This is a genomic window from Leptolyngbya sp. 'hensonii' (genome assembly GCF_001939115.1).
GTDB lineage: Bacteria > Cyanobacteriota > Cyanobacteriia.
Genome location: NZ_MQTZ01000029.1, coordinates 32,585 through 58,881, shown reverse-complemented (window position 1 = coordinate 58,881; position 26,297 = coordinate 32,585). Strand labels below are relative to the sequence as shown.

General features: G+C 50.7%; 23 protein-coding genes and 3 pseudogenes. 20 read left to right on the top strand and 6 right to left on the bottom strand.

Annotated features, from left to right (window positions below; genetic code table 11):
- The first annotated feature begins 38 nt into the window (after positions 1-38).
- Positions 39-542, top strand: coding sequence for an anthrone oxygenase family protein (locus BST81_RS10460; protein ID WP_075598473.1), 504 nt, complete (start codon positions 39-41; stop codon positions 540-542).
- A gap of 139 nt (positions 543-681) precedes the next feature.
- Here BST81_RS10460 and BST81_RS10455 read toward each other — a convergent pair whose 3' ends face one another.
- Positions 682-2,856, bottom strand: coding sequence for a glutamine synthetase III (locus BST81_RS10455; RefSeq protein ID WP_075598472.1), 2,175 nt, complete (start codon positions 2,854-2,856; stop codon positions 682-684).
- A gap of 489 nt (positions 2,857-3,345) precedes the next feature.
- On the opposite strand from BST81_RS10455, the gene BST81_RS10450 reads away from it, so the two are divergent.
- From BST81_RS10450 to nrtS, 10 genes are all read left to right on the top strand, one after another.
- Positions 3,346-4,596, top strand: coding sequence for an MSMEG_0565 family glycosyltransferase (locus BST81_RS10450; RefSeq protein WP_253188207.1), 1,251 nt, complete (start codon positions 3,346-3,348; stop codon positions 4,594-4,596).
- A 24-nt stretch (positions 4,597-4,620) separates the two neighbouring features.
- Positions 4,621-4,914 (top strand): MSMEG_0570 family nitrogen starvation response protein, encoded by a 294-nt coding sequence (locus tag BST81_RS10445; protein ID WP_290439435.1) that lies wholly within the window; start codon positions 4,621-4,623, stop codon positions 4,912-4,914.
- A gap of 31 nt (positions 4,915-4,945) precedes the next feature.
- On the top strand, positions 4,946-6,412 hold the full coding sequence (locus tag BST81_RS10440) for a LuxR C-terminal-related transcriptional regulator (protein WP_083636782.1): 1,467 nt from the start codon (positions 4,946-4,948) through the stop codon (positions 6,410-6,412).
- Positions 6,413-6,780: 368 nt separating this feature from the next.
- Positions 6,781-11,538 carry a hypothetical protein gene (locus BST81_RS10430; RefSeq protein WP_075598469.1) on the top strand — a complete coding sequence of 1,586 codons (4,758 nt, stop codon included), beginning with the start codon at positions 6,781-6,783 and terminating at the stop codon, positions 11,536-11,538.
- A gap of 300 nt (positions 11,539-11,838) precedes the next feature.
- Positions 11,839-14,040: a GNAT family N-acetyltransferase gene (locus tag BST81_RS27005; protein ID WP_083636781.1), complete on the top strand. Its 2,202-nt coding sequence runs from the start codon at positions 11,839-11,841 to the stop codon at positions 14,038-14,040.
- A 341-nt stretch (positions 14,041-14,381) separates the two neighbouring features.
- On the top strand, positions 14,382-14,591 hold the full coding sequence (locus BST81_RS27450; RefSeq protein WP_143780300.1) for a hypothetical protein: 210 nt from the start codon (positions 14,382-14,384) through the stop codon (positions 14,589-14,591).
- Between the two features lie 129 nt (positions 14,592-14,720).
- The gene (locus tag BST81_RS10390) at positions 14,721-15,110 is read left to right on the top strand and encodes a hypothetical protein (RefSeq protein WP_075598467.1); all 390 of its coding nucleotides are present in this window, start codon (positions 14,721-14,723) and stop codon (positions 15,108-15,110) included.
- A gap of 222 nt (positions 15,111-15,332) precedes the next feature.
- Positions 15,333-15,881: a DUF2703 domain-containing protein gene (locus tag BST81_RS10385; protein WP_083636780.1), complete on the top strand. Its 549-nt coding sequence runs from the start codon at positions 15,333-15,335 to the stop codon at positions 15,879-15,881.
- 29 nt (positions 15,882-15,910) lie between these two features.
- A complete protein-coding gene (gene sigZ, locus BST81_RS10380) occupies positions 15,911-16,495 on the top strand; it encodes an RNA polymerase sigma factor SigZ (protein WP_075598465.1) in 585 nt (194 codons plus the stop codon).
- Between the two features lie 175 nt (positions 16,496-16,670).
- Complete coding sequence (nrtS, locus tag BST81_RS29240) at positions 16,671-16,928, top strand: nitrate/nitrite transporter NrtS (protein WP_171974723.1); 258 nt, start codon at positions 16,671-16,673, stop codon at positions 16,926-16,928.
- Here nrtS and BST81_RS10375 read toward each other — a convergent pair.
- Complete coding sequence (locus BST81_RS10375; RefSeq protein ID WP_083636779.1) at positions 16,914-17,810, bottom strand: IS4 family transposase; 897 nt, start codon at positions 17,808-17,810, stop codon at positions 16,914-16,916. The genes nrtS and BST81_RS10375 overlap by 15 nt on opposite strands.
- 107 nt (positions 17,811-17,917) lie before the next feature.
- Between BST81_RS10375 and BST81_RS10370 the strand changes: the two genes are divergently transcribed.
- On the top strand, positions 17,918-18,154 hold the full coding sequence (locus tag BST81_RS10370; protein WP_075598464.1) for a hypothetical protein: 237 nt from the start codon (positions 17,918-17,920) through the stop codon (positions 18,152-18,154).
- Entirely contained in the window at positions 18,151-18,420 is a 270-nt protein-coding gene (locus tag BST81_RS10365) for a hypothetical protein (protein WP_075598463.1), read from the top strand. Before BST81_RS10370 ends, BST81_RS10365 begins: the two co-directional genes overlap by 4 nt.
- 164 nt (positions 18,421-18,584) lie before the next feature.
- Here BST81_RS10365 and BST81_RS28020 read toward each other — a convergent pair.
- Together BST81_RS28020 and BST81_RS27445 are read right to left on the bottom strand one after the other, a co-directional pair.
- Positions 18,585-18,746, bottom strand: a pseudogene (locus tag BST81_RS28020) (IS1182 family transposase); the annotation flags it as partial.
- Positions 18,747-18,897: 151 nt separating this feature from the next.
- Positions 18,898-19,095, bottom strand: a complete 198-nt coding sequence (locus BST81_RS27445; RefSeq protein WP_143780298.1) for a hypothetical protein — start codon at positions 19,093-19,095, stop codon at positions 18,898-18,900.
- A 276-nt stretch (positions 19,096-19,371) separates the two neighbouring features.
- On the opposite strand from BST81_RS27445, the gene BST81_RS10355 reads away from it, so the two are divergent.
- The 6 genes from BST81_RS10355 to BST81_RS28015 are packed head-to-tail and all read left to right on the top strand — an operon-like array spanning position 19,372 to position 22,871.
- Positions 19,372-21,162 (top strand): DNA methyltransferase, encoded by a 1,791-nt coding sequence (locus BST81_RS10355; protein WP_253188205.1) that lies wholly within the window; start codon positions 19,372-19,374, stop codon positions 21,160-21,162.
- 4 nt (positions 21,163-21,166) lie between these two features.
- Positions 21,167-21,478: a DUF4258 domain-containing protein gene (locus tag BST81_RS10350; RefSeq protein WP_075598460.1), complete on the top strand. Its 312-nt coding sequence runs from the start codon at positions 21,167-21,169 to the stop codon at positions 21,476-21,478.
- Complete coding sequence (locus BST81_RS10345) at positions 21,463-21,687, top strand: DUF2283 domain-containing protein (RefSeq protein ID WP_075598459.1); 225 nt, start codon at positions 21,463-21,465, stop codon at positions 21,685-21,687. Before BST81_RS10350 ends, BST81_RS10345 begins: the two co-directional genes overlap by 16 nt.
- A 13-nt stretch (positions 21,688-21,700) precedes the next feature.
- Entirely contained in the window at positions 21,701-22,042 is a 342-nt protein-coding gene (locus tag BST81_RS10340) for a XisI protein (RefSeq protein ID WP_075598458.1), read from the top strand.
- Positions 22,043-22,071: 29 nt separating this feature from the next.
- A complete protein-coding gene (locus tag BST81_RS10335) occupies positions 22,072-22,653 on the top strand; it encodes a Uma2 family endonuclease (RefSeq protein WP_253188203.1) in 582 nt (193 codons plus the stop codon).
- Positions 22,654-22,658: 5 nt separating this feature from the next.
- The gene (locus BST81_RS28015) at positions 22,659-22,871 is read left to right on the top strand and encodes a hypothetical protein (protein WP_171974720.1); all 213 of its coding nucleotides are present in this window, start codon (positions 22,659-22,661) and stop codon (positions 22,869-22,871) included.
- Positions 22,872-22,875: 4 nt separating this feature from the next.
- Here the strand turns inward: BST81_RS28015 and BST81_RS28780 are convergent.
- Positions 22,876-22,968: pseudogene (locus BST81_RS28780) on the bottom strand (UPF0175 family protein); the annotation flags it as partial.
- A 109-nt stretch (positions 22,969-23,077) separates the two neighbouring features.
- On the opposite strand from BST81_RS28780, the pseudogene BST81_RS10325 reads away from it, so the two are divergent.
- Positions 23,078-23,233 (top strand): annotated as a pseudogene (locus BST81_RS10325) (IS701 family transposase); the annotation flags it as partial.
- 292 nt (positions 23,234-23,525) lie between these two features.
- Here the strand turns inward: BST81_RS10325 and BST81_RS10315 are convergent.
- Positions 23,526-25,190, bottom strand: a complete 1,665-nt coding sequence (locus BST81_RS10315) for a SulP family inorganic anion transporter (protein WP_075598455.1) — start codon at positions 25,188-25,190, stop codon at positions 23,526-23,528.
- Positions 25,191-26,297: the final 1,107 nt, after the last annotated feature.

Genomic DNA, 26,297 nt, shown 5'->3' with positions numbered 1-26,297 from the left:
TGCGACCCGTCTCTAACCAGTCATCCGCAGGAGGTTTTATGACCACGATTGACCACTTGCTTTTCGCCTTGAAACTTTTCTCAGCCCTGGGTAGTGGGTTAATCGCTGGAGTTTTCTTTGCCTTTTCCACTTTTGTGATGAACGCCCTGGCTCGACTCCAGCCCACACAGGGCATCATCGCTATGCAAACCATTAACATGACGGTGATTAATCCATGGTTCATGATCGCTTTCCTGGGAACGGCTGCGACTTGCGTTTTGCTGGCGATCTCCTCTCTGTGGCAGGGAAATCAACCTGGTACGGCCTACCTGCTCTTGGGTAGCCTGCTTTATCTCATGGGCACGGTGCTGGTGACGATCGTCTTCAACGTACCGCTGAACGATGCGCTGGCGATCGTCAAGCCAGATAGCCCTGAAGGTGCAAGTCTATGGTCTGGCTACCTGGCAAACTGGACCCTCTGGAACCATGTGAGAACAGCAGCAGCCCTGGTAGCAGCAACAGCATTCACCTTTGCCCTCTGTGCCCAATCAGCGCGATCGTAATACAAACTGAGCAGAGTCAAAGCCAGCCTAGGACTCTGCTCAGCCAGGAAAAAGTTGCGACTACCCCATCCATCCCAGAACAGGATAACGGGAGCCAAAGAGAGAGGGTCATCCCCTTTTCTGCCCCCCTTGACGAGAGCTACTTAATAAACAACATTTCCTGGTAAGTAGGCAATGGCCAGAAGCTGTCTGCGATCTCGCCTTCCAGCCCATCCGCATAGCTGCGAACCTCTTCCATCAAGGGACGGATTGTTTTGGCGCAATACTGCATCTTTTCTTCTGTGGTTGAGAAATCATGCTTGCCGAGCACTGCACTGAGCTGACCCGTTGCCGTAACCAGGGCATTGGTCAGATCTGCAACTTTCTTGGCACTTTCCTTCTCAAGATCGATACCCAGACCAGCCAAGCTCGAAATGGTGGATGACAGTTTGGATAAGTACTCTACTGCTGCCGGATAGATGATCGTTTTTGCCATACTGACCACCAGCTTGGCCTCCACCTCAATGGAGAGAATGTATTGCTCTGCATAAACCTCAAAGCGGCTTTCCAGTTCAACTGGCGTCAGAACCCCTGTTTTCTTGAATAAATCTTCGATGTATTCTTCCTTAAGGGTCGGCAAGGCATCTGCGGTGGTGGGCAGGTTGGCTAAGCCACGCTCCTCAACTGCCATTTTGTGCCATTCTTCGGAGTAGCCATTTCCCCCAAAGACAACGGCACCATGCTGCTCCATCACTTCTTTGAGCACCGTGATGATCGCAGTATTGAGTTCTAATCCCTTAGATAACTCACTTTCCAGGCGATTGCCGATCCAATCAAGAGAATCAGCCAGCATCGTGTTTAGAACAATCAGCGGACCTGATACTGATTGGCTCGATCCAACGGCTCGAAACTCAAAGCGGTTGCCTGTAAATGCGAAGGGGGATGTGCGGTTGCGATCGCCCGCATCTTTGGTGAGATGGGGCAACACATCCACCCCCAAATCCATGATCCCTTTCTGTTTCGACTCCGTGATGGATCCAGTTTTGATCTGTTCAAAGACTTCTTCTAATTGCGTCCCCAAGTAAACAGACATGATGGCAGGTGGGGCTTCATTGGCTCCAAGTCTGTGATCATTGCTGGCTGTAGCAATGGCTGCCCGCATGAGGGAACCGTACTTGTGGACCCCTCGAATCACGGCACCACAGAAGACCAGAAACTGGGCATTGTCATGGGGGGAATCGCCTGGATCAAGCAAGTTGCCTTGAGTCGCATTTCCCACCGACCAGTTGACATGCTTTCCAGACCCATTAATGCCTGCAAAGGGCTTCTCATGCAGTAAGCAGGTAAACCCATGTTTCTTGGCAGTATGGCGCAGAACCGTCATGATCAACTGCTGGTGGTCACTTGCTACGTTTGCTGCTTCAAAAAAGGGGGCGATTTCAAATTGACCGGGGGCCACTTCGTTATGTCGGGTTTTTGCAGGGATTCCCAGTTTATAGAGAGTTTCTTCCACATCCTGCATGAAAACTTGAACCCGCTCTGGAATGGCCCCAAAATAATGATCGTCAAATTCTTGCCCTTTGGCGGGGGCTTTGCCAAACAGGGTGCGTCCGGCCAGGAGGAGATCGGGGCGCTGGCTGGCGAAGTTGGCATCAATCAGGAAATATTCTTGCTCAGCCCCACAGCTAGAGTTCACATGGGCGATATTACTGTGTCCCAGGAGCTTCAGAACCTTATTGGCGGCTTTGTCCATAGCCGCGATCGATCGGAGAAGCGGCACCTTTTTGTCCAGGGCTTCCCCCGTCCAGGATACAAAAACAGTGGGGATGCACAGGGTCGAACCATTGTCTGTTTCCATGATGTAGGCGGGACTGGTCACATCCCAGCCCGTGTATCCCCGTGCTTCGAAGGTGTCCCGAATACCACCATTGGGGAACGAAGATCCATCCGGTTCGCCCTGGACCAGTACTTTGCCAGAAAATTCTGAAATGACGTTGCCATCGCTTTGAACTGAGATGAAGCCATCATGCTTTTCAGCAGACAAGTTGGTCATTGGGTAAAACACATGGGCGTAGTAGAGAGCCCCTTTTGCTGTTGCCCAGTCTCTCATTGCGGTTGCAACGGCATCAGCAATCGAGGGATCCAGCTTTTCGCCCGTGAGAATTGTGTTTTTGATTGATTTGAAAACGCTTTTAGGGAGGCTTGCCTGCATCTTACTGAGGTTAAAAACGTTCTCTGCCCATATTTTTTCCAGGCGCTCTGGGGCTTTGACAGGCATCAGCTCTCGATTCGTAATCTGATGAACTGCTTGAAGGCGGGCTTCATTTCCACTCATGGTTTTTCCTCAGGTTCTGACTGTTTGATGGTACTCAAAGCAGATCCTTGAAATAGATAGCATCTATACCAAAACCTAACTATTTGAGTTCAGTTCTGAGTATATTTCTCAGAACTGAATGTAACTTCTATGACCATTGCAGACAAGTTGCGAAGGGACTTTACTGTCGATAGAAGCCTTTCACAACTGAGTTGTTTCAGAAATGACGCAAGAGACCTTGGGGACAAGAAATTGGCGTCACTGGAATCGAAAACCCTTGCCATTGCTTCCAAAGCTCAAAGGCCCCAATGGATATAACCTTCGGCCTGTCAGGCATTGCATTTGAACCTACGAATCAGTAACGCCTCGCCTAAAGAAGTAATCCAAGTCTTGAACTTGATTAAGCGCATTTCTCCCATGAATACTTATTTTATGTTGTACTGAAAGCTACAGAATGGGCACGACCATCGCCATTGCTACGACGAGATTGAAGCCAAAGGAGCCAAAGCCGTGATTCCACCCCGCAAGGATACCAAAATCTGGCAGCAGGGCAATTGTAGAGAAAAGCTCCATCCGAGAGCAGTCCCTGAGTTCGATCGGCCCCTCCCGATTGCCCTCTTCACCTACTCCACCAAACTGAGGGGGAGCGTCATTCACACGATCGAACTGGCTGCGGCTCTGGAAAACCTGGGTCATCGGGTGGGGGTCTATGCTCTGGATAAGGAGGGGAATGGGTTTGGCAGATCGATCTCTTTTCCCTACTATCCTGTTCCGGCTCAACCTGCTCCAGATGAGATTGATCAGCTGATTCAGCAACGCATTCAGGAATTTGTGGTCTATCTGGGCCAGGGTCATTTGGCTGACTATCCCTATGAAGTGTTCCATGCTCAGGACTGCATCAGCGCCAATGCACTGTCGGCTCTGAAATCTGCCGGTCAAATCCCTCACTTCATCCGCACCGTACATCACATCGAAGACTACAATAGCCCCTACCTGCAACAGTGCCAGGATCGCTCCATTCGTGAACCGGATCTGTGCCTCTGTGTCAGTGAATACTGGCAACAGGAATTGTATCAAAAATATCAAATTAATGCCCCCAGAGTCATCAATGGAATCAATCCCGATCGCTTTTCTGGGAATCCAGATGGGAAAGAACCTCTCCTGCGGCAACAATGGGGTATCACCGGATCGCCCATTTATCTGACTATCGGTGGCATTGAACCGCGCAAGAATTCCATTCGACTTCTGCAGGCTTTTGCGATCGTCCTTACCCAATTGCCACAGGCACAACTGATCATTGCTGGGGGAGCCACCCTGTTTGACTATCAACCCTATCGGGATGAGTTTTTTGCCTTGGCTCAACAACTGGAAATTCCCCTGGGCACCTCTCTGCTCCTTCCCGGTGTGATTCCCGATGATGCGCTACCTGCCCTCTATCGCACCGCCACCGCCTTTGTCTTCCCCTCGATCAAAGAGGGCTGGGGATTAGTGCTCCTGGAGGCGATCGCCTCCGGGTTGCCCGTGCTCACCGCCAACCAGCCCCCCTTCACCGAGTTTCTCACCCCCCAACAGGCACTTCTGGTGGACCCCACGGATATCCCCGCGATCGCCCAGGCCATGGTGACGATTGCCGCACCTAACGTTGCCCGGTCCCTAGTTCACCAGAGCCAGCCCATTTGCGAGCACTACACCTGGGACAACTCTGCACGGATGCACCTGCAACAATATCGGCAACTGGCAGATGGTAGGGTGGACATTTGAGCAATCCCTGCGTCGGGAGGTTGAATGATGCCGGAAATTCGGTTTCAAATTGAATGGCCTGATGGGTCCCAGGATCTCTGCTATTCCCCCTCTCTGGTGGTGAAGGAGTACTTCACCCCAGACCAAAGCTATGATCTGGAGGATTTTCTCGCCCGATCGCGGGAAGCTCTCACCATTGCCAGTGATCGGGTAAAGGCCAAATATGGTCGCCCCTGTGGTCTGGCTTTAGGACAGCTTCAGGAGATCGAGGCCAGAGCATCCCAGTATCGTCAGCTACCTCAAGCCCAGGTTCGCATACTACAATTCAGGGAACCTTAGAGAGTCTGTAACCGGGAATACAGAGAAAACTTTGCCCTGGCCTGTCAATGAAGATATTGTCATTGATAAACATTCGGTGTCGGAAACGATCGCTAGTTTTGTGGATTCAACCCGCTTGCTGTTCGACTTACAGCAAGTCAATGCGATCGTGCAAAGTCTCGGCCAGCATCGGGAGGCAGAGGCGATCGCCAAATGCACGACCGATGGCCTGATAGAGAAATTTCATCTCGCCTTCGCCCGCATCTGGTTGATGGAGCCGGGAGAGCCGATGTTGCGGCTGGTGGCTTCCTCTGGCATGTATACCCGTACCGATGGCTTTTTTGCCAAGGTGCCAGTGGGAGCCTTCAAGGTTGGCAAGATTGCCCAGAATCGCATTCCCTTCTTGAGCAACCATCTACCGGATGAAGCGTGGGTGAGGGATCGGGATTGGGCGATCGCCCACCGGATCACGGGATTTGCCGGGTATCCTCTGGCGATCGGCGATCGGGTGGTGGGGGTTCTGGCCGTTTTCAGTCACCATCCCCTGTCCGCAGAATTTCTGGAGGTGTTGCAGGGACTTTGCACTACCCTGGCCCTGACCCTGGACCATAGCCATCGCCAGCAGCAGAGTGCCCTACTGCAAGGACCAGCAACGATCGCGGATCCCCTGTCAGAACAGTTAGCCCAACTCCTGCCTGCTGCCCGACTGAGCCTAGTGGGTACCGAACGATCGCTCTCTCCGGCCCTCAGCATTTTGTTTTTGCATACGGCAGAAGTGCTGCGAGGGGTAGGTTGTGCCTCTTGTCGGCTCAGCTATACCACAACCGAAATTTCCCTGGAAGCCCTGGTCATCCCACCCCCAACTGTCCTGCAGAACCTCTGGGACTGGACCATCTCAACCTTTGGAGAGGTGAATTTTGCTGCTGCCCTGCTGGGGGGTATGCTGCAGACCTTCTCCGATGCCCAGCAGCAGCGGGTGCAGATGGTGGTACGTGTGCCCTATCCGGTCTGCACTGTTGGTCCCCCTGTCCGAATTTACCTGACTCTGCCTTTCTTACAACTGAGTTTGACCCGTCTGGCCTATCTGGCCGGACTGAAGGTTTGCACAGTGTCGGACCCTACAATTCCGCTACTGACAGACGACCTGAATCAAGCCGCAGGCAGCGATCGGGTGCTGTGGTTTTCCCACGATGCCCAAGCCATGCCCAAACATAGCCTGGGTAGGCTGAATCTGTCGATCACCCCCGATTGTTTACGGCAGGCGGTCACTGCCGCGATCGAAGGACAGACCTGGAGTGAGGCGACCCCTGCGGCAACAGATGCGCCTAGCCTATCAGAACGGGAATGCGAAATTCTCACCTTGCTGGCCCAGGGATGGCGAGATCGGGACGTGGCCCGCGAATTGATCATCAGCGAAAGCACTGTCAAGTTTCATTTGAACAATGTGCTGGCCAAATTGAACGCTCGCACCCGTTACCAGGCTCTCTACAAGGCCATGTTGCAGGGTTGGATTCGGTAATCTGCTGTTCGATCGCAGCAATGCTCCCAATCATGGCCTTGTTACTGATCAGCCGTTAACACCTGTTCAGATGAAGGGGAAAACCCTCCGCCGACCCAATGAGCTGGCTGTAACAACTCACGTCTCAACCCCACAAAAAGGAGAGGTCAAATACAAAACCTGGTATAACATTCTCTCCATTGAGTTGCTTTGGGTTTTCAAGAATTTGTCGATCTTGATTGACCCACTCTCACCGCTAACCGCAAAACGGTGTAGCGGGAGCTTCCAGCCTCGCGGCCAGAGTTTCCTGCTTCTCAGGACTGACATTGGCGGGAGTATCTCGGAGGCTTAGATGGAGCATAATTATGATGTTCTCAAAGGTTTAGCCCATGGTGAATTGGCAGCGATCGACAGACGTAGAAGCGTATAACGATCGAGCCTTACACACCCTGATGCGAGCCATCGCAGGGGGAAATCCTGTGGTTGGAGAGGCTGTAGAACGGGACTTTGTGCTGATTCTGGTCCGTTGCAATTATGCAGTGGTGCGGGAGCGAGTCCTGGCTCGCTTGCGGGCAGAATGTTCTCTGCCCTTTCAGGAGTTGACCATCCCAGAAACAGCTCGCACCCTCTACACTACCATTCAGACAGGGTTGACCCAACCATTGCCTGCCGCCCTGGTTGTTCTGGGCCTAGAAGCTGTAATTGATATTGAGGCACTCCTGACCTCGACCAACCAGGTGCGAGAAGAATTTCGCAAACAACTCCCGTTGTCTCTGGTGCTCTGGGTCAATGATCTGGTGCTGCAAAAATTGACCCGTCTGGCCCCAGATTTTAAGAACTGGGCAGCCACACCAATTAAGTTTGATATCAGCACAGGAGAACTGGTCCCATTTCTGCGCCAGCGAATTGACTCAGTGTTCACCATGCTGTTAGAGACCGGAGCTGGTTTGTTTCTGGAGGATGGTGCCCTGGATCAGGCCCTGGGGGGACGCTGGCGATCGGAGCTGGAACTGGCCCAGCGGGATCTGCAGCATCGGGAGCATCTCCCAGAACCAGAGGTGGAAGCCGGATTGCAGTTCCTGCTGGGGCGCGATGCTGAGATCCGGGGCGATCGACTGGAGGCCCAACGCCGGTACGAGGCCAGTCTGACCTACTGGCAGCACCGTGGGGATAGGAGTAAACAGGGTTGTGTTCTCTTCTATCTGGGGCTGTGGTGGCGGCAGCAGGCGATCCTGGATCGGGTCAGGGCAACGGAGTTCTATCAAAAAGCTGGGGATTACTTTCGTCAGAGTCTGGCGGTCTTTGAGCAGGGGCAGCGCCCAGACCTGGCCGCAAAGTTTATCAACGGTTTGGGGGAGGTGTTGGCCCGGTTGCAAGCCTGGGATGAATTAGCAGTGGTGGCTCACAAAGCCCAGTTGCTCCATGAGCAGTATCCCGATGGGGTGCGCCGGGCCTATGATCTGGGGTTGCTCGCAGAAGTAGCCCTGGCCCGATCGGACTGGCCCCAGGTTAAGGCCCTGGCGGAGGCAGCCCTGCAGACTCTGACGCAGACTCGGGCGGCGGGAGCAAGTCAGGAACAGACTCTGGACTGGGCTGATCGCCACCACCAGAGCTGGTATTTGCTGCTACTGGCTCAGGCTCAGGAGCAGATGGGACAGGTAGCTGAGGCAATCTGGCATCTGGCCCAGGCACGGGCACGTAGTTCCCCAGAGTATGATCCACGACTTTACCTGCGGATTTTGGAGGGGTTACGATCGCTCTACTTTGGGCAGGGCCGTTACCGGGATGCCTTTCAGTTGAAGCAGGAACAGGCTCTGATAGAGTTTCAGTACAATCTGCGGGCTTTCGCAGGCGCAGCCCATCTGGAGCCCAAGCGCCCGCTGCTGAATCCGGGGTTGCCCAAAGATCAGCCCACGATCGTAGCTCAGGAGATTGCGGCCTCCGGTCGGCAGCAGGATCTGGAACGTCTGATGGCCCGTCTCAACCGAGCCGATTGCAAACTGATCGTGCTCCATGGGCAATCTGGGGTGGGCAAGAGTTCAATCCTGATGGCAGGGCTACTCCCGTTGCTGCGGCAACGGGGCCTGGGCGAACGGGATGCCCTACCGATCGTGCTGAAGGTCTACACCGACTGGGTGCGGACCCTGGGCTGGGCTCTAACCACAGAACTGGAAATCCTTCGAGGGCTGCGGTTGCCCCTGGCTCCTGATCTGACGCCTGATCTGTTAGAACAATTGCGGGAGAATGGGGATCTCAATCTGCTGACGGTGCTGATTTTTGATCAGTTTGAGGAATTTTTTACGACCTACCCTGGTTTGACAGAACGGCGACCCTTTTACCAGTTTTTGCTGGCCTGTTTGAATATTCCCTTTGTCAAGGTGATTTTGCCGATTCGGGAAGATGCCCTTCATCGGCTGCTGGAACTGGAGCGACTGGAACCAGACTCTGCCGATCGTCTGCAGGGTCTGGATATCCTCAATCACAATATTCTGGATAAGAATATTCGGTATTATCTGGGCAACTTTTCCCCAGCAGAGGCCAGATCGGTGATCTATAGTCTGACAGAACGATCCCAGTTTTATCTGGAATTGAGCCTGATTGACGAGCTGGTGCGGGATCTGGCGGCCAACACCGGGGATGTGCGCCCGATCGAGCTCCAGATTGTGGGAGCCCAGTTGCAAGCCGAGAAGATCACGACCCTGGCTGCCTATCATCAGCGTGGCCCGAAGGAGCATCTGGTGGCTCGTTCCCTGGAGACGGTGGTTCAGGACTGTGGTCCGGAAAATGAGCCCCTGGCCCGCATCGTGCTGTATCTACTCACGGAAGATAGCAATAATCGCCCGCTGAAAACCCGTCATGAGCTGATCAGCGATCTGGAAACCCTGGGGTTGTCGGCAGACCTGGAAAAGCTGGATCTGGTCCTGGAAGTGCTAGTGGGTTCTGGGCTGGTGTTTCAGATCCCGGAAGTGCCGGTCGATCGCTACCAGCTCATGCATGACTACCTGATAGACTTCATTCGACAGCAACAAACACCAGAGATGAGCCGATTAGTTTCAGAACTGGAGGTTGAGCGTCAGCTACGCAGTCTCACCCAAGAAGAGTTGCGACAGGCTCTGCAACAGTTGGGCACTGTTCTGGAGCAGGAACAACAGGAACGGTATCGGGCAGAAATAGCTGAAATTGATGCCCTGAGTGTCTCTTCCCAGGCTCTGTTGCTCTCTTACGATCAGCTAGGGGCATTGGTTGCCAGTGTGAAAGCCTGCGAGCGTCTGCTGCAGACAGACGTTCCACCGTCCAAACGGATGCAAACGATCGCTCGGTTGCACCAAGTGCTGTACGCCCTGCGAGAGCGCAATCGGCTCTCTGGCCACAGCGGCACGGTTTGGGCCTTACGCTACCATCCCCAGGGGAAAGGGTTGGCCTCCGCCGGAAACGATGGCACAATCCGTCTCTGGAAGGCCAATGGGAGAGCTATCCGGGTGCTGGAAGGTCACGATAGCTCGGTCAATGACCTCAGGTTCACTCCGGATGGCACTGGACTGGTCTCTGCGGGTGAGGATGGTACCATCCGACTCTGGCATCTGGAATCGGGAACAAATCGGGTGCTGCAGCGCCTAGGGGAAGCCGTCAACAGCATCAGCTTCAGTCCCGATGGGTTGCAGTGGGTATCGGCAGGGGCGGATGGGGTAGTGCGGTTGTGGCCATTGGCTGGGGGAGATGGGCGGGCTTTGAAGGGGCACAACGGTCCAGTGAGTAGTGCAGCGTTCAGTCCTGATGGCCAGTTGATTGTTTCTGGTGCTGCCGATGGCCTGATCAATCTCTGGCAAGTCGATGGAACAATCGTGCATTCTTGGAAAGGGCACGAAAATGCAGTTAGCCGAGTTCGCTTCAGTCCGGATGGCCGGTTGATTGCCTCTGCCGGGGAAGATGGCCTGGTCTGGCTCTGGACTCTAAATGGGCGAGAATTCTATGCTTTGGAAGGGCACCAGGGACCTGTCTGGGATCTGGAGTTCAGTCATGATGGCCATATGCTGGTGTCGGCGGGGAGCGATCGCACCCTGAAACTCTGGAATCTCTCCCGCAGTACTCCACCAGAACAATTCGGTACGGAGTTGCAGACGTTTCGACGCCATCATGCAGCAGTCTGGGCGGTGAGCCTGAGTCCGGATGGGCAAACCCTGGCTTCATCTGGGGCCGATAGTGTGATCAAACTGTGGTCTTTGTTTGGGCTCTCCCTATCCCGATTGCTGGGCCATAGCAATCTGGTCTGGGGGGTTTCCTACAGTCCCGATGGGCGGACGATCGCCACCACCAGTGCAGATGGCACGCTGAAACTCTGGTCTGTCGCAGGCCAGGAACTCCGCACCCTGCTGGGGCATAGGGCTGGAGTCTGGATGGGCCGCTTCAGCCCCGATGGCCGGTTGATTGCCTCCGCCAGTGCCGATAGTACAGTGAGGCTCTGGACCCTGGAGGGCCAGGAGGTACGGACTCTCCAGGGCCATCAGGGGTCTGTCCGGGGGGTCAGTTTCAGTCCGGATGGGCAGTTGCTGGCCTCTGCGAGTGCCGATGGCACGGTCAAACTCTGGACTCTGGAGGGGCTTTTGCTGCGGACTCTAGAAGGCCACCAGGGGTCTGTCTGGGATGTGGATTTTAGTTCCGATGGCCGGTTGATTGCCTCCGCCAGTGACGATCGCACGGTGAAGCTGTGGAGTTCAGAGGGAGAGGAACTCCAGACTTTGCAGGGCCACAGCAGTATTGTCTGGGGGGTTTGTTTCAGCCCTGATAGCCAGATGATTGCAGCCGCCGGAGACGATCGCACCATCCATCTCTGGCAGGCGGATGGAACGCCGTTGCGGACCCTGCAGGGCCATGCTGGTTCCGTCTGGGCTGTGGCCTTCAGCCCAGACGGACAGGTGCTGGCTTCCGCCAGTGCTGATCGCACGGTACGTCTCTGGGGACTGGATGGAACAGAATTACAGACCTTCACGGGGCATACAGCCGGAGTCTGGAGCGTGGCCTTCAGTCCCGATGGCCAGGAACTGGCTTCCGCCAGCACCGATCGATCGGTTATTCTCTGGAACCTGAATCTGGAAGATCTTCTGCAACGCAGCCGGGATTGGTTGCAGGATTATCAACGCCATGCTTAAGACTGAGAATTCAATAAGGTGACAAACTCCTGATTGCCCTCACCCCCCTGCCCCCTCTCCCGGCGGGAGAGGGGGAGGGGTTGGGGGTTGGGGGTGAGGGCTGAAAATCTCGGAGTTATTAAATCCACGATCCTTAGGACTGAGAATTCAATAAGGTGACAAACTCCTGAGAACCCTCATCCTGTTTGACGCACTTTCAGAAATCCTCTTATCGGAAAGTTAGGGCATCCTATTAAATAATGCCTAAAGTGAAAATGCCTAAAGTGAAAAGCCACCCGTTTCCTTATCTCCCTTCGCACCATGCAACTTGAAAGTTTATCTGCCTATTTACCTTTACTAGAAGCAACAATTGATCCTCAGCCAGCCCTGGTTGCCCCTGGCACTCCCCTCGTCCAGGTGATTACGCTGATGAGTCAGGTTGCCCATCAGCAGTGTGCTTTACCAATAGCTTCATCCAGTACATCCTTTGATCCTAAGCTATTGCAGAGTAGTAGTGCTGTGTTGGTAGTAGAGCGATCTCGACTGATTGGCATTTTTACTGAGCATGATCTTGTCAAGTTAACTGCTTTACAAATGCAGTGGCGCGATCTCAAGATTGAGGAAGTCATGAGCCAACCTGTTGTCACGCTGACTAAAGCTCCTGCTCAAAGTTTACTGACTGCCCTGTCAATCTTTCGAGAACATAAAATTCGACACCTTCCGGTTTTAGACGAGCAAGGGAAAATTTTAGGCTTAATCAGCTCTGGAAGTATTCGTAGAGCCCTGCAACCGCTGAATATGCTGAAGTGGAAACAGGTGAGAGATGTCATGACCTATGAGGTCATTTCTGCCCCCGCTTCAACAACCGTTTTAGCCTTGACCCAACAGATGATTCAGCATCGGGTTAGTTCGATCGTCCTGACTCAATGGAGTGACCGATCAGATTCTCAATTGCTTTATGCCGTCGGTGTGATTACTGAGCGAGACATCGTGCAATATCAGGCATTAGAACTTGATTTATCCGAACTGCCAGCAGAAGTGGTAATGAGTACTCCCCTATTTCAACTTCACCCCTCAGACCCCTTGCTAAAAGCTCAACAGTTGATGCAGCAGCATCGAGTGAGACGATTAGTGGTGACAGGAGAGCAGGGAGAACTGAAGGGTATTGTGACCCAAGGAAGCTTGCTGCGGGTATTTGACCCACTAGAGATGTATGAATTGTTAGAACTTTTACATCAGACAGTGGAACAGCGAACCAGCGAACTCAGTGAGATCAATCAACAACTTCAGACAGAAATTTTAGAACGACAACTGGTCGAAGCTCAGCTCAGAGAAACACTAATTAAAGAACAAGAGTTAAACCAGTTCAGACGTTATGTCACTGCTATGGCATCACATGATCTACGATTACCACTGACTAATATTTCACTGTCGGCGCAACTATTACAGCAGAAAAGTAGTGCTATTCCCGAAGCAAAAAAGGAGCAGTATCTCGATCGCATCCGCTTAGCTATTAAGCAGATGGATCATCTGTTAAATGATATTGTAACCATTAGTGAAATCGAAACTGGGAAAATTGCTCTAAAAAAAGAACCCCTAGAATTGGTGCAATTTTGTCACACTCTGGTTGAAGAGATTTGTCTGGCAACGCAATCTAAGTGCGTGATTCAATTCAAAAGCGCAATTACACAAGGCGTTGCCAATGTTGATGAAAAAGTACTTCGACAAATTTTAATCAATCTGCTCTCCAATGCTGTCAAGTACTCGTTAGCTGGTACGACAGTTGTATTTCAATTGTTGGCTGAAGCAGAACAGGTCATTTTTCGGATTCAGGACCAGGGGATTGGCATTCCAGAAAAGGAACAAGCTCGATTGTTTGAGCCATTTTATCGCGCTAGCAATGTCCGGAGTTTTGAGGGCACAGGCTTAGGGCTTGCTATTGTGAAACGCTGTGTAGATGCTTATCAGGGAGTAATCCAATTAACCAGTCAGGTAAACTCAGGCACGGTCTTCACGATTATGCTGCCATTAGTCATCAGCCTGAGCCCTTCTTCCAGTAAGGCTGACATCAAGATCAGAACTGCTCAACGGGAGGATATCGAGACCCTGTTTGACATTAGAACCAGCGTCGTCGAAAACTTTCAATCCCGCGAAGAGATTGCTGAACTTGGCATTACTCCAGCATCAGTTGCCAAAATGCTGGAAACAGATTGTTGTGCATGGGTGGCTGAGATTGGCGATCGAGCGATGGGGTTTTCAATTGCGAATGCTACAGAAAAAACAATATTTGGCATATTCATCCTGCCTAATTTTGAAGGTCAGGGCGCTGGGCGTGCCTTAATGCAGGTCGCTGAAAACTGGTTATGGTCAAAGGGCATTGAAGAGATTTGGTTAGTCACGGGCAACGATCCTCGTTTGAGAGCCTATGGTTTCTATCTGCATCTTGGCTGGATCCCTGTTGGGATTGAATCTGATGGGGATTTCAGGGGAGAGATGAAATTTGTCAAAAAGCGCCATCCCTGATCCGTTGAAAGATGCCGATGATAACGACTAAGTTCAGGCGATATCATCAGTGGCTTATAACCTTCGCCTTCATGGGGCTGCCAAACATAGTCAAAACTAAACGTCGAAATAAGGTTGGGGTTCCGAGAGATCGCCAAACCGTCTCAGATGGGCAGCATCAGCCGCACATTCGAATGTTTTCTATGCTTGAAGCATGGTCTATAGAACGCATTCAAATGCAGCACCTGACAGTTCGAATGCAGGGGCTGCACATTGAAATGTTCCTTATGCTTGAAGCGTGGTCCATAGAGCGCATTCGAATGCAATATCTCCCCATTCGAATGTAGGGCCTGACAGGTTGAATGCAGGGCGAACCGTTGTCTCTCGATCGACGGTGGAGACCCGTGCGATCGCATCTCCATTTGCCTGCACCCGATGCAGTCGTGCCGTTGCAGCAAGCCATGCGATCGATGTTGAAGTCGATCGGCATTGTTCAGCGAGCAGCGTATGGTCCCATGAGTGCTGTAAGGGGTACGATCGAGCCTTCCTGGTCCGTGCCGTTGAGTCTTTGAGTCCCAGGGTGCTCAAGCTCAGCAATAACTTGAAATTATTTCCCTAGTATAGAAATATAAAAATACGCGGAGCTTTGCTGTAGATCCACCCCAATCAGGGCAGATACACAGCGACTCTACTGTGTCATCATGGTTGAGTCAGCAATCGCCTACACCACTTTCGGATCTGAAGTCGAAACGTACGCCGCCTTGGCAAAGCTCGCTATAGCGCGCTCCATTCAACTGGCGAATGCGCTGTGGCTGAACGGGCGGAGAGATCGAAATGCAGCCGATTTCTACATGATCTACGAGTACGCGGAGGACGACCTCGGTGGTCGTAACGCGATAGTCAAGGCGCTCGGCGTGAGCGACAACGACATCACGCGATTGAGAAAGTCCGCAAACAACCTGGCTCCGACTGACGGTGGACGCCACGCCAAGGGGACTGGAGTACCGGAGTGGGGTTTGGATCGTCAAAGGGAGTTTATCGGACGCTTCCTCAAGGAATGGATCGTGTATCGGGCAACCAATGCAGACTAGAGGCACATCGGTCGTGGCGAGCGGCTGCCCAACCCGGCGCTCAAGCGGACGCGCCGATCAGCGTCGTTCTGCTCCGCAGGCACGTTGCCGGCGCGCCGCTTAGCTTTGGTGTTAGGCTCCCTCAGATATTCCTTCGCCCCTCCATAAAAATGTCTGCCCACTTTGCGTCCTTTCTGAAACTCCGTCGTCTATCTGGGTGAACATCAACACAGGAGGACTGTGATGAACCCTACAATGACATTGAACTCATCCTCTCGCACACTCAATATCGAATTATTGGCACTTGATCTCTCCACTTGTTCTCGGTGTACTGGTTCGCTCTCTAATCTTGAGCAAGCGATCGCCACCGTCCAGCAAGTTCTCGTCAGCACGGGTACTGTTATTCAATTTCAGAAAATTCTGGTGGAGTCAGAAGCACAAGCCAAACAGCTTCAATTTGTTAGTTCTCCAACCATTCGGGTCAATGGTCGAGATATCATTTTAGAAACAACCGAGAGTCGCTGTGGTGACTGTTCGGAGATTTCTGGTTCCCAGGCAGGAACGGCGTGTCGTACCTGGCTCTATCAGGGCAACAGCTACACTGAAGCGCCTGTCGGACTGATTGTGGATGCAATTCTCCGCGAAACTTATCAGAACGAAGCTCCGGTTCCGGTTGTTTCTAGCCCGATCGCGGTGCCTCAAAACCTGCAACAGTTCTTTCAGGATAAGGCGAAAAAGACCTCATCTTGTGGCACAACACCAACAGCCTCCACTGGCTGTGGCTGTTCATAGAAGCAATCGATAGGAGCGGAGAACCAAAGATGGCAACCCCAACGAGTGATTTGAAACCGATTTGGCAAGAGTTTCATCGACGATTACGGGGCTTCATCCAGCAACGGGTGAAGCATCCTGCGGATGCTGATGATATTTTGCAAGAGGTACTGATCCGCATCCATCAGCACTTAGCGACGATGCGGGATACTGATCGCCTGCAAAGCTGGGTTTTTCAGATCACTCGTAATGCCATCATTGACTATTATCGCAAAGCAGGTCGCCAACCTGAATTTACGTCCGAAAATGTCCTAGAGACTTTAGCGATGGAAGGCGAGCCAGTGGTTTTTAATCAAGAGATGGCAGGGTGTTTGCGTCCGTTGCTCCAACATCTCCCAGCACCCTATCGAGAAGCTGTACAACTTGCGGAGTTAGATGGTCTGACTCAACGCGCGATCGCTCAAAAATTAGGTATGTCAGTGTCTGGGATAAAATCACGAGTGCAGCGCGGGCGAGAAAAGCTCAGAGCATTGCTGCAAACCTGCTGCCAAATTGAACTGGATGCTGTGGGTAATGTGATCGAATACGAGATGAAAGATATGCCGATGTGCCGCTCTTGCGGTTTGGCAGAGTAAGCTGCTCCGATATTTGACACTCCTATGCTTTGCTTTAGCACAGGAGCACCTGATGCTTCTAGAGCAATCATCTTTGATCCGCCAAAGTCAATCATCGTCAACCCATTCCTCTGCTTTTGCATAGGAACTCAATCAACTCGTTTATCCAAATCAATTCATTTTTTGGAGCAGGCTTATGACCACTACGTTACAGCACTCAAAGTCTAAAGCTCTCTCGCCAACGGAGATTAATGCACATTCAAGGTCAGCCCATACACTGCTTTGGAAAGTAATAATCATTGGCTCACTAATGTTCACTATGAATCATGGTGCAGCATTAACCAAGGGTAAAATGGACTCTCATCGTTGGTTTTCTGCAATTCTGGGTTTTGTGATTCCCCTCGTTGCAAATGTGAATTGCTTCTGTATCATTGGCTCACTAATGTTCACCTAAGTACAGGACAAAAATTGTAGGACATCGAGAAATTGAGGCATTTTCTGCTCCAAATTGAGCATGATATTGCGGAGATAAGCCACGAGTCTTGAAAATGCCAAACAAGGTTTCAATCGACCACCGCTTGGCGTAATCTGTAATAGCAGATTGAGGCGCTTTTTGAGTCGCAACGACGAGCAAGGACTGGTCTTCGAGTCGCAAAGCAACAATATAAACCCACTGGCCCCAAAGTTGGCGTTTATCGCGTAACACTCGGTGCTCCCCTGGCTTCAAGTCCTGAAAGACAACACTGACTTTGAGGATGCGATTTCCCTGTCTGAGGTTGTGATTTTCCCGAATGCGGATGCGAAACGGAGTGAGGGGGTCTCTCAGCAGATAGCCCAACCAGTCTTGACYCACAAACTCTCGGTCTGCGGTCAAACACGCAATCTGAYGCTCCCCAAAGCGCTCCAGGAATTCGTTGACCAGAGTCATTCGTTCAGTGCTATCCGAATTGCCTCGTTTATCGAGCAGCGACCAGGCGACTGGAAAGGCCACTCCTTCGTGGACAACTCCCAACATTAAGACGTTAAAGACACACCCACCAAATTGCCACTCCGTCCGGTCGAGGGAGAGCACCCAAGGTTCTGGGATGGCCATCAAATTCACCACCGTTTGAGCCATCTCCGTAAAGTCCAATTCATAGAGACGGAAAAATCGCTGAATGCGCTTGTAGTGGGAGTCGATGTGAGCCTTGCCCCCAAAGGCAGTAGCGAGTTGTGCAAAGTTAATCGTCTTCACCTGCAACAGCGCAATCAGAAAAGTGGCAAGAAAGCTCAGTCTTGCTCCATGCCATGCCAAGTGGGGTCGCAAAGCTTCTCGAAGTAGAGTAACCTGATTCATAAGGGTTTCATGGTTAAAGAATGTGGTAATTCTCATGAAACCCTTTCCTATTCAGTTTTTGCAAGCTTTTGTCCCGTACTTAGGCCGCTTTAATGGAGTCAGCAGCAATGACCGAATTACTTGAACGAGCAATTGCCCAACTCAAAACTCTGCCTGCTGATGAGCAAGATGCGATTGCTGCTCGTTTACTTGCTGAGATGGAGGATGAGCAAAGATGGAAAGCCCAGTTTGACTCTACAACAGATGAGCAATGGGATCGAATGGCTGAGATGGTTCGACAGGAAATAGCTGCTGGTGATACTACACCTCTAGCTGAAGTTTTTCCTACTCAGTCTGAGTTATGAAATCAAGTGTGACAAAGGCGTTTCGCAAAAAGCTTAATGCTCTTCCTGCATCAGTTCAAGAGCAAGCTGCTAAAGCCTATGAACTTTGGTGTTCAGATCCTTACCACAATAGTCTTCAGTTCAAACGGGTTAGCCAGCGTCAACCAATCTATTCGGCGCGTGTGAGTTTAGACTACCGAGTTCTTGGTTTGTTAGAAGATGATCACATTTACTGGTTTTGGATTGGCGCACACGCAGAGTACGATGAGTTACTTCAGCGTTTGTAGCGACAGCAGCCTAACACTACGTGAGACTGTGTAAAAACTCAGGACGCTTCGCTCACAAGGAACTGTAAATTGACTCAGTCCCCCCGTTCCATCTAATCGATAGATTCTGAAGCGCTCTCACAAGGGGCACCTGAATCTATCGTCAGCAATTTCCTTCTTTGTTGTTATGCAATTACTTCCATTGTAATGGCTAAAATCAACTTTTCTACCCCCACAATATTGAAGACCCGCTTGAGATTGTAAGCCAGAGCACTCAAACTGAACTCACCCCTAACCTTCTCCAGTCCTTTGAGCAAAAAGTAGCCCTGATTCATACCGCGCTTGAGAGTACCAAAGTTTTGACTTCCTCACCATCGTAGTAGCCTCGGTCTGCAACAACAGTGAGAGCTTCCACCTCCAGCGTTGCTTTGGCTTGAGTCGCCATCGGCGACAGTTGAGCTTGGTCAGTGACTTGGTTGGTAACTTCTGCTACCGCAATTAACTTGTACTTCCCATCGACTGCAATTCGCACATCGTAAGCAACATCTGTCCCCGGCTAAATCCTATCGCTTGCAGGTCTAATTGATCTACAAACACATCCAAAAACCGCACGGGGTTCTCGACGCTAATATACTCGTCGAGTCGAGGTGGAAATTGCAGCGTTTGATTCCGGTCTATCCCTTGAAGATGGGGCATGATTCTTTTCTCCTCTTGCGCCCATATTCTTGATCCTAGCTTTTTCCCTTATCCTTGACCCAAGTTTTTACACAGTCTCTCGATGAAGCGGACGGTTGAGGAATCTCGGTGAGGATGCAAAAGTTACTAACCGCCGCTTATCTTGGTCGTTATCTCGCTTTAGTCATGGGTTGGGGCAGCACCTTGAGTACCTGATCCAAAGTGAAGAATCCCTATGTTCGCCTTTGGCGTGTCCGCTAGGACAATCGCCCCTCACACCCCACCCCACGATCGCTCATGTCATCCGGCAACAAGCCTGATTTGGTGGTTCTTTGGGCAGTGACTATAATTGAGGGCAGATGTTTGACCTCATTGCCTTTTATGACCCAACCGCCCACCTACGGTCCCCACAACCCGCACCCGCTATCGACGCTACGAACGGAACTGGTGTGGGAGGGCAAGTATGACGAGTATGGCAATCGGCGGGAGGTGGATATTGCTGGGTGTGCCATGCCGATGCAGCGGATTGAGAGCATTGATGAACCCAGACGGGCAGCGGCAGCGACGGGGCAGTTGGAGCTTTTTGAACTGCAAAATCCCAAGCAGGATGACTTTAGAAATCGGCTGATCTGGGGCGACAACAAGCTGGTGATGGCGTCGCTGTTGCAGGAATTTAAGGGCAAGGTGGATCTGATTTATATTGACCCGCCGTTTGATGTGGGTGCGGATTTTTCAATGAGTGTGCCATTTGGAGAAGATGATTCTTTAGTTAAGGATCAATCAACTCTAGAAATGGTTGCCTACAGAGATATATGGGGAAAAGGAACAGATTCCTACTTGCACATGCTATTTGAGCGTTTCACTCTTATACGTGAGTTATTGAGTGAAAAAGGAAGTATCTACATACATCTTGATTTGGGAATGTCCCACTATGCAAAAGCTTTATTAGATGAAGTTTTTGGATCTTTGAATTTCAGATCTGAAATTATATGGAAAAGATCTACATCTCATAACAATGCTAAACAAGGTAGGGAAGCCTATGGAGAAATTACAGATATTCTTCTTTACTATTCCAAAACAGAAAACTTTACTTTCAATACTCAATACGTTCCTTATAGTCAGGAGTATATTGACAAGTATTACAGATATAGAGATGAGGATGGAAGACGCTACTGGCTGGCTGATTTAACAGCACCTGGTGGTGCATCTAAGGGTAATCCTTACTATGAAGTAATGGGAGTTTGGCGATACTGGAGATATAGCCAGAAGCGAATGGAGCAGCTTATTGCTGAAGGAAGAATTATTCAGAATAAGCCCGGAAATGTTCCTCAGTACAAGCGTTATCTTGATGAGATTTCTGGTATCCCTCTACAAAATATTTGGGATGACGTTAATCGTATAAATCCAGTATGCCATGTGGATGGCATTGACTCGATGTTTACCCGCGAAGAAGCCAAACAGGTGGCGCAGGCGACGGCGCAGGCGGGTGGGCGCGAGTGCTATTGCCTCGCCTGGGAGTTTGAGATGGATTTGCATCTGCTGGTGAATGCCCTGGTGCAGGAGTTGGGGATGAAGCTGAAGCTGGTGCAGATTCCCCGCGAAATTATGGAGAAGAATCGCAAAGCACCGCCGCCATTTTTGGAGGTGGCAGTGCTGGCGGCGGAGGCGGTGTATCGGGAAAGCCCTCATCCCCTAACCCCTTCTCCCCAGGGAGAAGGGGAGAAGAAAAAGTCCGGTTCCCCTCTCCTTGAGGGAGAGAGGCTAGGGGTGAGGGAAGTAGACATCAAAATCACCCAGTTCCTCCCCTCCCTCGCCGAAGTGCCCACCAAAGAACTGGAAGCCATCAAAGAACGAGCGATCGCAAGTGGCTTTGACTTTATCGATTTTTGGGCTGTGGATTTCAACTGGCAACCAGGCAAACCCTTCACCCACGATTGGCAAGACTATCGCACCCGCAAAGATCGATCGCTCAAAACCATCAGCGATGCGGGCTACATCTACCCGCAACCAGGCAAATACACCGCCTGCGTCAAAGTCGTCGATACCTTCGGCTGCGACACCTCGATTACCGTAGAGGTGGAGGTATAGCCTGATGCTCACCCTGCTCGACTATCAGAACCGAGAAGTACGCCTGACCGAAGAACGGTTGGCGCATATTCTTGCCCACCCTGAAACGGTCGGGATGGAAGCACAAATCACTGAAACTCTGAAGCAGCCAAAACTGGTACGCAAATCTCGCAGTGACGAAAGCGCAGCGCTATTCTATCGGTTCTATACCCAAACGGCGATCGGGGATAAATGGCTTTGCGTGGTAGTCAAATATCTCCCTGACGATGCTTTTATTGTCACCGCCTATTTCACTGATAAACCCAAAAAAGGAGAAACCCTATGGCAGAGCGAGTAAAAGTTTGGTTTGACCCGGAAGCTGACTTTCTAGAGGTTATTTTCTCGGATGCTCCCGGTTATATGCGGGAAACAGAAAACGATGCCGTTATGGAACGGGTAGATTTGGAGGGCAACCTTCTCGGCTTCTCCATTATGGCAGTGAGTCAACTTGCTAAGTCAAAACCATTGATTGCGGAGTTGCTCTCCGACAGAGGAAATGCAGCTTAGAGGAGATTGTGCAATGGATAAGCTAGAGAAATACCGTCAGATTATTCAAAAAATTCTGACTGACTATCAGCACTGGGCGATGGGTGCTAATCAGCCTGGAGTACAGCAGTGTGTTGCCTTTGATGAAGAACACGATCACTATTTCTGGTTTCATGTGGGCTGGGATGGCAAGCGGCGAGATTTTGGAGTAACCGTTTACCTCAAGCTTGAACAAGACAAAATTTGGATCGAAGAAGACTGGACGAAACAGGGCATCGCCAATGATCTACTAGAAGCTGGAGTCCCCGCTGAAGATATTGTTCTGGGTTTTCAGCATCCTAGCAAGCGTCCCCTTACAGAATTTGCTATTGCTTAATATTCACAGTAATTGCAAGGAGGTAATTCGTGTCTACAGCGATCGAATTAAAAACTGATAAAAAGGTTTGGACAGATGAAGAATTTATGGCATTGCCCAAAGATGGGCATCGCTATGAGATCGTGAACGGAGAATTGGTTGACATGGGAAATTCAGGAGCATTGCATGGCAATCTTGCTATTATTCTAAGCTCTGCTCTTTTTGCTACTGTTAATGCTCAAAAACTAGGATCTTTGTTTGATTCTAGTACCGCCTTCAAGATGAAAAATGGTAATAAACGCTCTCCTGACATTTCCTTCTTTGCCAAAGAGCGTTTACAAGGTATGACCGAATTGCCAACTGGCTTTCTAGAGGGCGCACCCGATCTAGCGGTGGAAATTTTATCTCCTGGCAACACAGTAGAGGAGATAGAAACGAAAATTACTGAGTATTTTGACAATGGTGCCCGCTTAGTTTGGGTGATTAGCCCAACTCAGCACTATGTCCTTGTCTACCGCTGTGCCCAAGAACCCGATCGGCTGCTGAAATCCGTTGATTCTCTGGATGGAGAAGAGGTGATTCCCGGATTTACGTTTCCCGTAGCCGATCTATTTCAAAAGCTCTCATTCTGATTTTCATGACCTCCTCCACCCTCAATCCCACTGTTCTCGAACCCCTGTTTGCCCCCTGGCAGGAACCCAACGCCCACCGCGTCCGGGCAGAAAAGCCCGACGACCCCGCTGTGGTGAAACAGGGACGCAGAGCCTCCCTGATCGAGGTGGTCAATAACCTGCAGACATCAAGTGTCACGCGATGCATGGTCGTCTCCCACCCTGCTTCCCAGTTCTGAAGCTGCGCTGAAAGAGCATGACAGCAATTTCCTGGCGCATCTCAGCTTCAGTCATGCGAGTTGCAGTTAAAATCTCGTCAGGGACAACAAGGCTCATGGCTAGGTTCCTTACTACTATTCTTATTTTATGGCTATCCCCCTGAGCCAGCAAATGTCTATGGAGCTTAATCCCTGGACTCAAAGCCTAATTGGAGTCGTTCAGTTAGGGTAAAAAGGAAAACGGCATTGTGGCAGTAACGGCTTATGCTCTGTTCCGGGGGATGATTTTGCCCCTATCGTTTGAGGTTTACAAGCCCAGAGAACGACTCAAAGCTGGAGATGAGTACAAAACAAAACCGCAGGTTGCAGCAGAGATGATCCGTGACCTGCTAGCGTCAGCAATACGCCAGACAGAATAATGGGTGAATCCTCAGCAACAACGGTCGCCAGGAATGGCATCGGAGCCATGAGAGAGGCTATCCCCCCACTAAAAGGAGGCAGAATGTGGGATAAAATCATGAGTTGAAAGCGATGAAGGTGAAGGATTTGAGGAATTCATAAAACTGGGGGCGGTGATGAAAAAGGCAACCGATCGAGGACGGTCATGCTTTGGATACGGTTGCCTGGATTGAGATAAGCCTAGTGGTCAATGATGGACTGAGGTTGACCGAAAAATTATTCAGTCGTTACCCTTTGAAGGTTGAGCTGATCGACCGCATGTTGGAGGGCGGCGGTGCGATCGCTCATCAGATGTTCTGGGTGAATCAGATCGAACAACCCTAACTTCTGCAAGCGGCGCTGAATTTTCTCACTAGCTCCAACCACATAAACCGTTAGCCCTTTATCGTTAGCATCGCGGATCACGTTTTCAATTGCCAGTGAAGCTGTTACCCCCATGGAGGGAACCTCGGTTAGATCAATGACTAAGGCATCCGCTTCTTTCATGGCATTGTGTTCGCGGGCGATCGCCTTAGATAGACCGAAAATCATCGGGCCACTTAAACAAAACAGCAAGACTCGTCCCTGTGCCTTATCCAAAAGCTGCTTGTGTTCATCGCTGAGCTTGACATCATCATCAATGTCAGAAACCAACTTTACCTCTGAGGATTGCATTTCACTCAATTGGTTGATGGTGAGGATATTGGCAATAAAGACACCAATGCCCACCGCCACGATCAAATCCACAAACACCGTCAATAGCAGCACCCCGTACATAATCAGGGAACCTTTGGCGGAAATTTTGTGCGATCGCTTCAAGAAACTCCAATCGAGAATATCAATCCCCACCTTGAGCGCAATCCCGGCCAACACCGCCATCGGAATCGGCTGGGTTAATTTCGCCGCCCCCAACACCACCACCAGGAGCACCAACGCCCGCGTTAAGCCAGATACCGCCGATGTTGCCCCAGTTTGAATATTCACCACCGTTCCCATCGTCGCGCCTGCACCCGGCAAGCCGCCACACAGACCGGAAACAATATTACCAATCCCTTGACCAATCAACTCTTTATTAGAGTTATGCTCTGTCCGAGTCAAGCTATCGGCAACCACCGCTGTCAGCAGAGTGTCGATACAGCCCAACATCCCCAGCATCACCCCATCCACCAACATCACCGTCAATTGACTGGCGCTAAAGGTCGGCAGTTGCAGGGGCGGCAGTCCCACGGGAATTTCGCCAATCCGGCGAATGTCGGCATTGCCAAACACCGTTAGAGAGACAACTGTGCCCACAATTAACGCGATCAACTGCGGCGGTACCAGTTTTTTGATCTTCTTAGGCATGAAGAAAATGATCGCCAGGGTTAATGCCCCCAAAATCGCTTCCGGCGGATTGACGTTGGCAATCAACTCCGGAATTTTCAGGAAGGTGCCCAACACACCGCCTTTGGGAGCGGCCTGCCCCAGAAACGGCGCAATTTGCAGAATAATCAGAATCACCCCAATCCCAGACATAAAGCCTGAAATCACGCTGTAGGGCATTAGGGTAATATATTTGCCCAATTTGAAAATTCCAAACACAATTTGGAATAATCCCGCTAACATGACAACGGTGAACGCCATTGCCAGCCCGTTTTCAGGATTGCTGGCCATGAAACCGGCGACGATCGCCGTCATCACAACGGTCATGGGACCTGTGGGCTCCGAAATCAGCGTTGGAGTTCCGCCAAACAGGGCGGCAAAAAAGCCGACGCAAACTGCCCCATAGAGCCCACCGAGGGGACCCACCCCAGAAGCAACGCCGAAGGCCAGTGCCAGGGGTAACGAGACAACGGCAGCCGTAACACCGCCGAAGATATCGCTCCGGAGGTTATTAAACCGGATGAGATTGGTGATTGCCATGATTGAACTGAATGAACGGTAGATCAAAGTATCTATAGCCAAACCATTTCATGGAAAGGATCAGCTATAGATAAAAATTGGCTGGAGAATGGAATCTGGCATCTACGATCGCACATTCAATGATGTCTCAACCACAGACTACCAAGAATGATTGCCGAGCGGCTTCAAGTTCTGAAAAGTTAAATCATAATGATTAAATCATTTAGATGTTTTTAACTATATGCTAGTTTGAGTAGTAGGAACTGATTGAGTTGCAAAAAATTTCTTGGTATAGAAATTTGCCTATGGCTTTTAGATCGCGGGCATCGCGAAGCCAGTAGTCGGGGGCAGCAGCCCAACAAGTCGTTGCAGCGGCGGAATAAAGGTTATTGTCAGGAATCATAAGGGGTACATGTCACCTTTGCCCTCACCCTAAATCCCTCTCCCAATTTGGGAGAGGGACTTTGAAATGATTCGGCTCCCCTTCGCCCTTTTTGGGAGAAGGGGCTGGGGGATGAGGGCTAGAAAGCATCACTGCAAAAGTGACATGCTCCCAATCATAAGTCACTAGCTGCCGCTGAACTTGGTCGTTATGCCACTCAATCTTGGGAAGGATCTACATCAAGCAAAATGAAAAGACGCGATTATGCTGAGCAAGCATTAATCAATAAATAAAGAGTTAGAAAAACAAATTGAAGTTTGTAGTCTTAAAGAAGAATTTGGCAACGTCGAAGCAGCGAGAATCATAACTCAGCGTAGTCGTCCTATGCAGGACAAAACAGTATGCCAAATTTATGCGACGTATCAAGTTTTTAAAGCTTCTACAGTTATTCAGGAATTGTTTTACTTAGGCAGGATTTCCTGGAATAAAATCTATAGTGCACTTCTAAATCTTGAAAACAAACTTCTTATGGCAGTAGACATTTCAAGAAATGAGATAGAAGCTTTAATGTAGACGTTCGCTTCTTGCCGATAGGGCTCGTCAAAGGAGAACACCACAATCGGGTAAACATGCTGCAAGTATTTCTGATGCAGTCTTGCAAAATAAAAAAACATCCGCCGTGGGAAGTGGACCTCAGAAGATGCCTGGGCTTCTAAAGGCAACAATATACTTGGCACACCAATCCC

Bases quoted from the DNA above. Each gene is read 5' to 3' on its own strand.
- BST81_RS10460 (WP_075598473.1), top strand. From the start codon at position 39: ATGACCACGATTGACCACTTGCTTTTCGCCTTGAAACTTTTCTCAGCC.
- BST81_RS10455 (WP_075598472.1), bottom strand. From the start codon at position 2,856: ATGAGTGGAAATGAAGCCCGCCTTCAAGCAGTTCATCAGATTACGAAT.
- BST81_RS10445 (WP_290439435.1), top strand. From the start codon at position 4,621: ATGATGCCGGAAATTCGGTTTCAAATTGAATGGCCTGATGGGTCCCAG.
- BST81_RS10430 (WP_075598469.1), top strand. From the start codon at position 6,781: ATGGTGAATTGGCAGCGATCGACAGACGTAGAAGCGTATAACGATCGA.
- BST81_RS27005 (WP_083636781.1), top strand. From the start codon at position 11,839: ATGCAACTTGAAAGTTTATCTGCCTATTTACCTTTACTAGAAGCAACA.
- BST81_RS27450 (WP_143780300.1), top strand. From the start codon at position 14,382: ATGCAGGGCGAACCGTTGTCTCTCGATCGACGGTGGAGACCCGTGCGA.
- BST81_RS10390 (WP_075598467.1), top strand. From the start codon at position 14,721: ATGGTTGAGTCAGCAATCGCCTACACCACTTTCGGATCTGAAGTCGAA.
- BST81_RS10385 (WP_083636780.1), top strand. From the start codon at position 15,333: ATGAACCCTACAATGACATTGAACTCATCCTCTCGCACACTCAATATC.
- sigZ (WP_075598465.1), top strand. From the start codon at position 15,911: ATGGCAACCCCAACGAGTGATTTGAAACCGATTTGGCAAGAGTTTCAT.
- nrtS (WP_171974723.1), top strand. From the start codon at position 16,671: ATGACCACTACGTTACAGCACTCAAAGTCTAAAGCTCTCTCGCCAACG.
- BST81_RS10370 (WP_075598464.1), top strand. From the start codon at position 17,918: ATGACCGAATTACTTGAACGAGCAATTGCCCAACTCAAAACTCTGCCT.
- BST81_RS10365 (WP_075598463.1), top strand. From the start codon at position 18,151: ATGAAATCAAGTGTGACAAAGGCGTTTCGCAAAAAGCTTAATGCTCTT.
- BST81_RS27445 (WP_143780298.1), bottom strand. From the start codon at position 19,095: ATGCCCCATCTTCAAGGGATAGACCGGAATCAAACGCTGCAATTTCCA.
- BST81_RS10355 (WP_253188205.1), top strand. From the start codon at position 19,372: ATGTCATCCGGCAACAAGCCTGATTTGGTGGTTCTTTGGGCAGTGACT.
- BST81_RS10350 (WP_075598460.1), top strand. From the start codon at position 21,167: ATGCTCACCCTGCTCGACTATCAGAACCGAGAAGTACGCCTGACCGAA.
- BST81_RS10345 (WP_075598459.1), top strand. From the start codon at position 21,463: ATGGCAGAGCGAGTAAAAGTTTGGTTTGACCCGGAAGCTGACTTTCTA.
- BST81_RS10340 (WP_075598458.1), top strand. From the start codon at position 21,701: ATGGATAAGCTAGAGAAATACCGTCAGATTATTCAAAAAATTCTGACT.
- BST81_RS28015 (WP_171974720.1), top strand. From the start codon at position 22,659: ATGACCTCCTCCACCCTCAATCCCACTGTTCTCGAACCCCTGTTTGCC.
- BST81_RS10315 (WP_075598455.1), bottom strand. From the start codon at position 25,190: ATGGCAATCACCAATCTCATCCGGTTTAATAACCTCCGGAGCGATATC.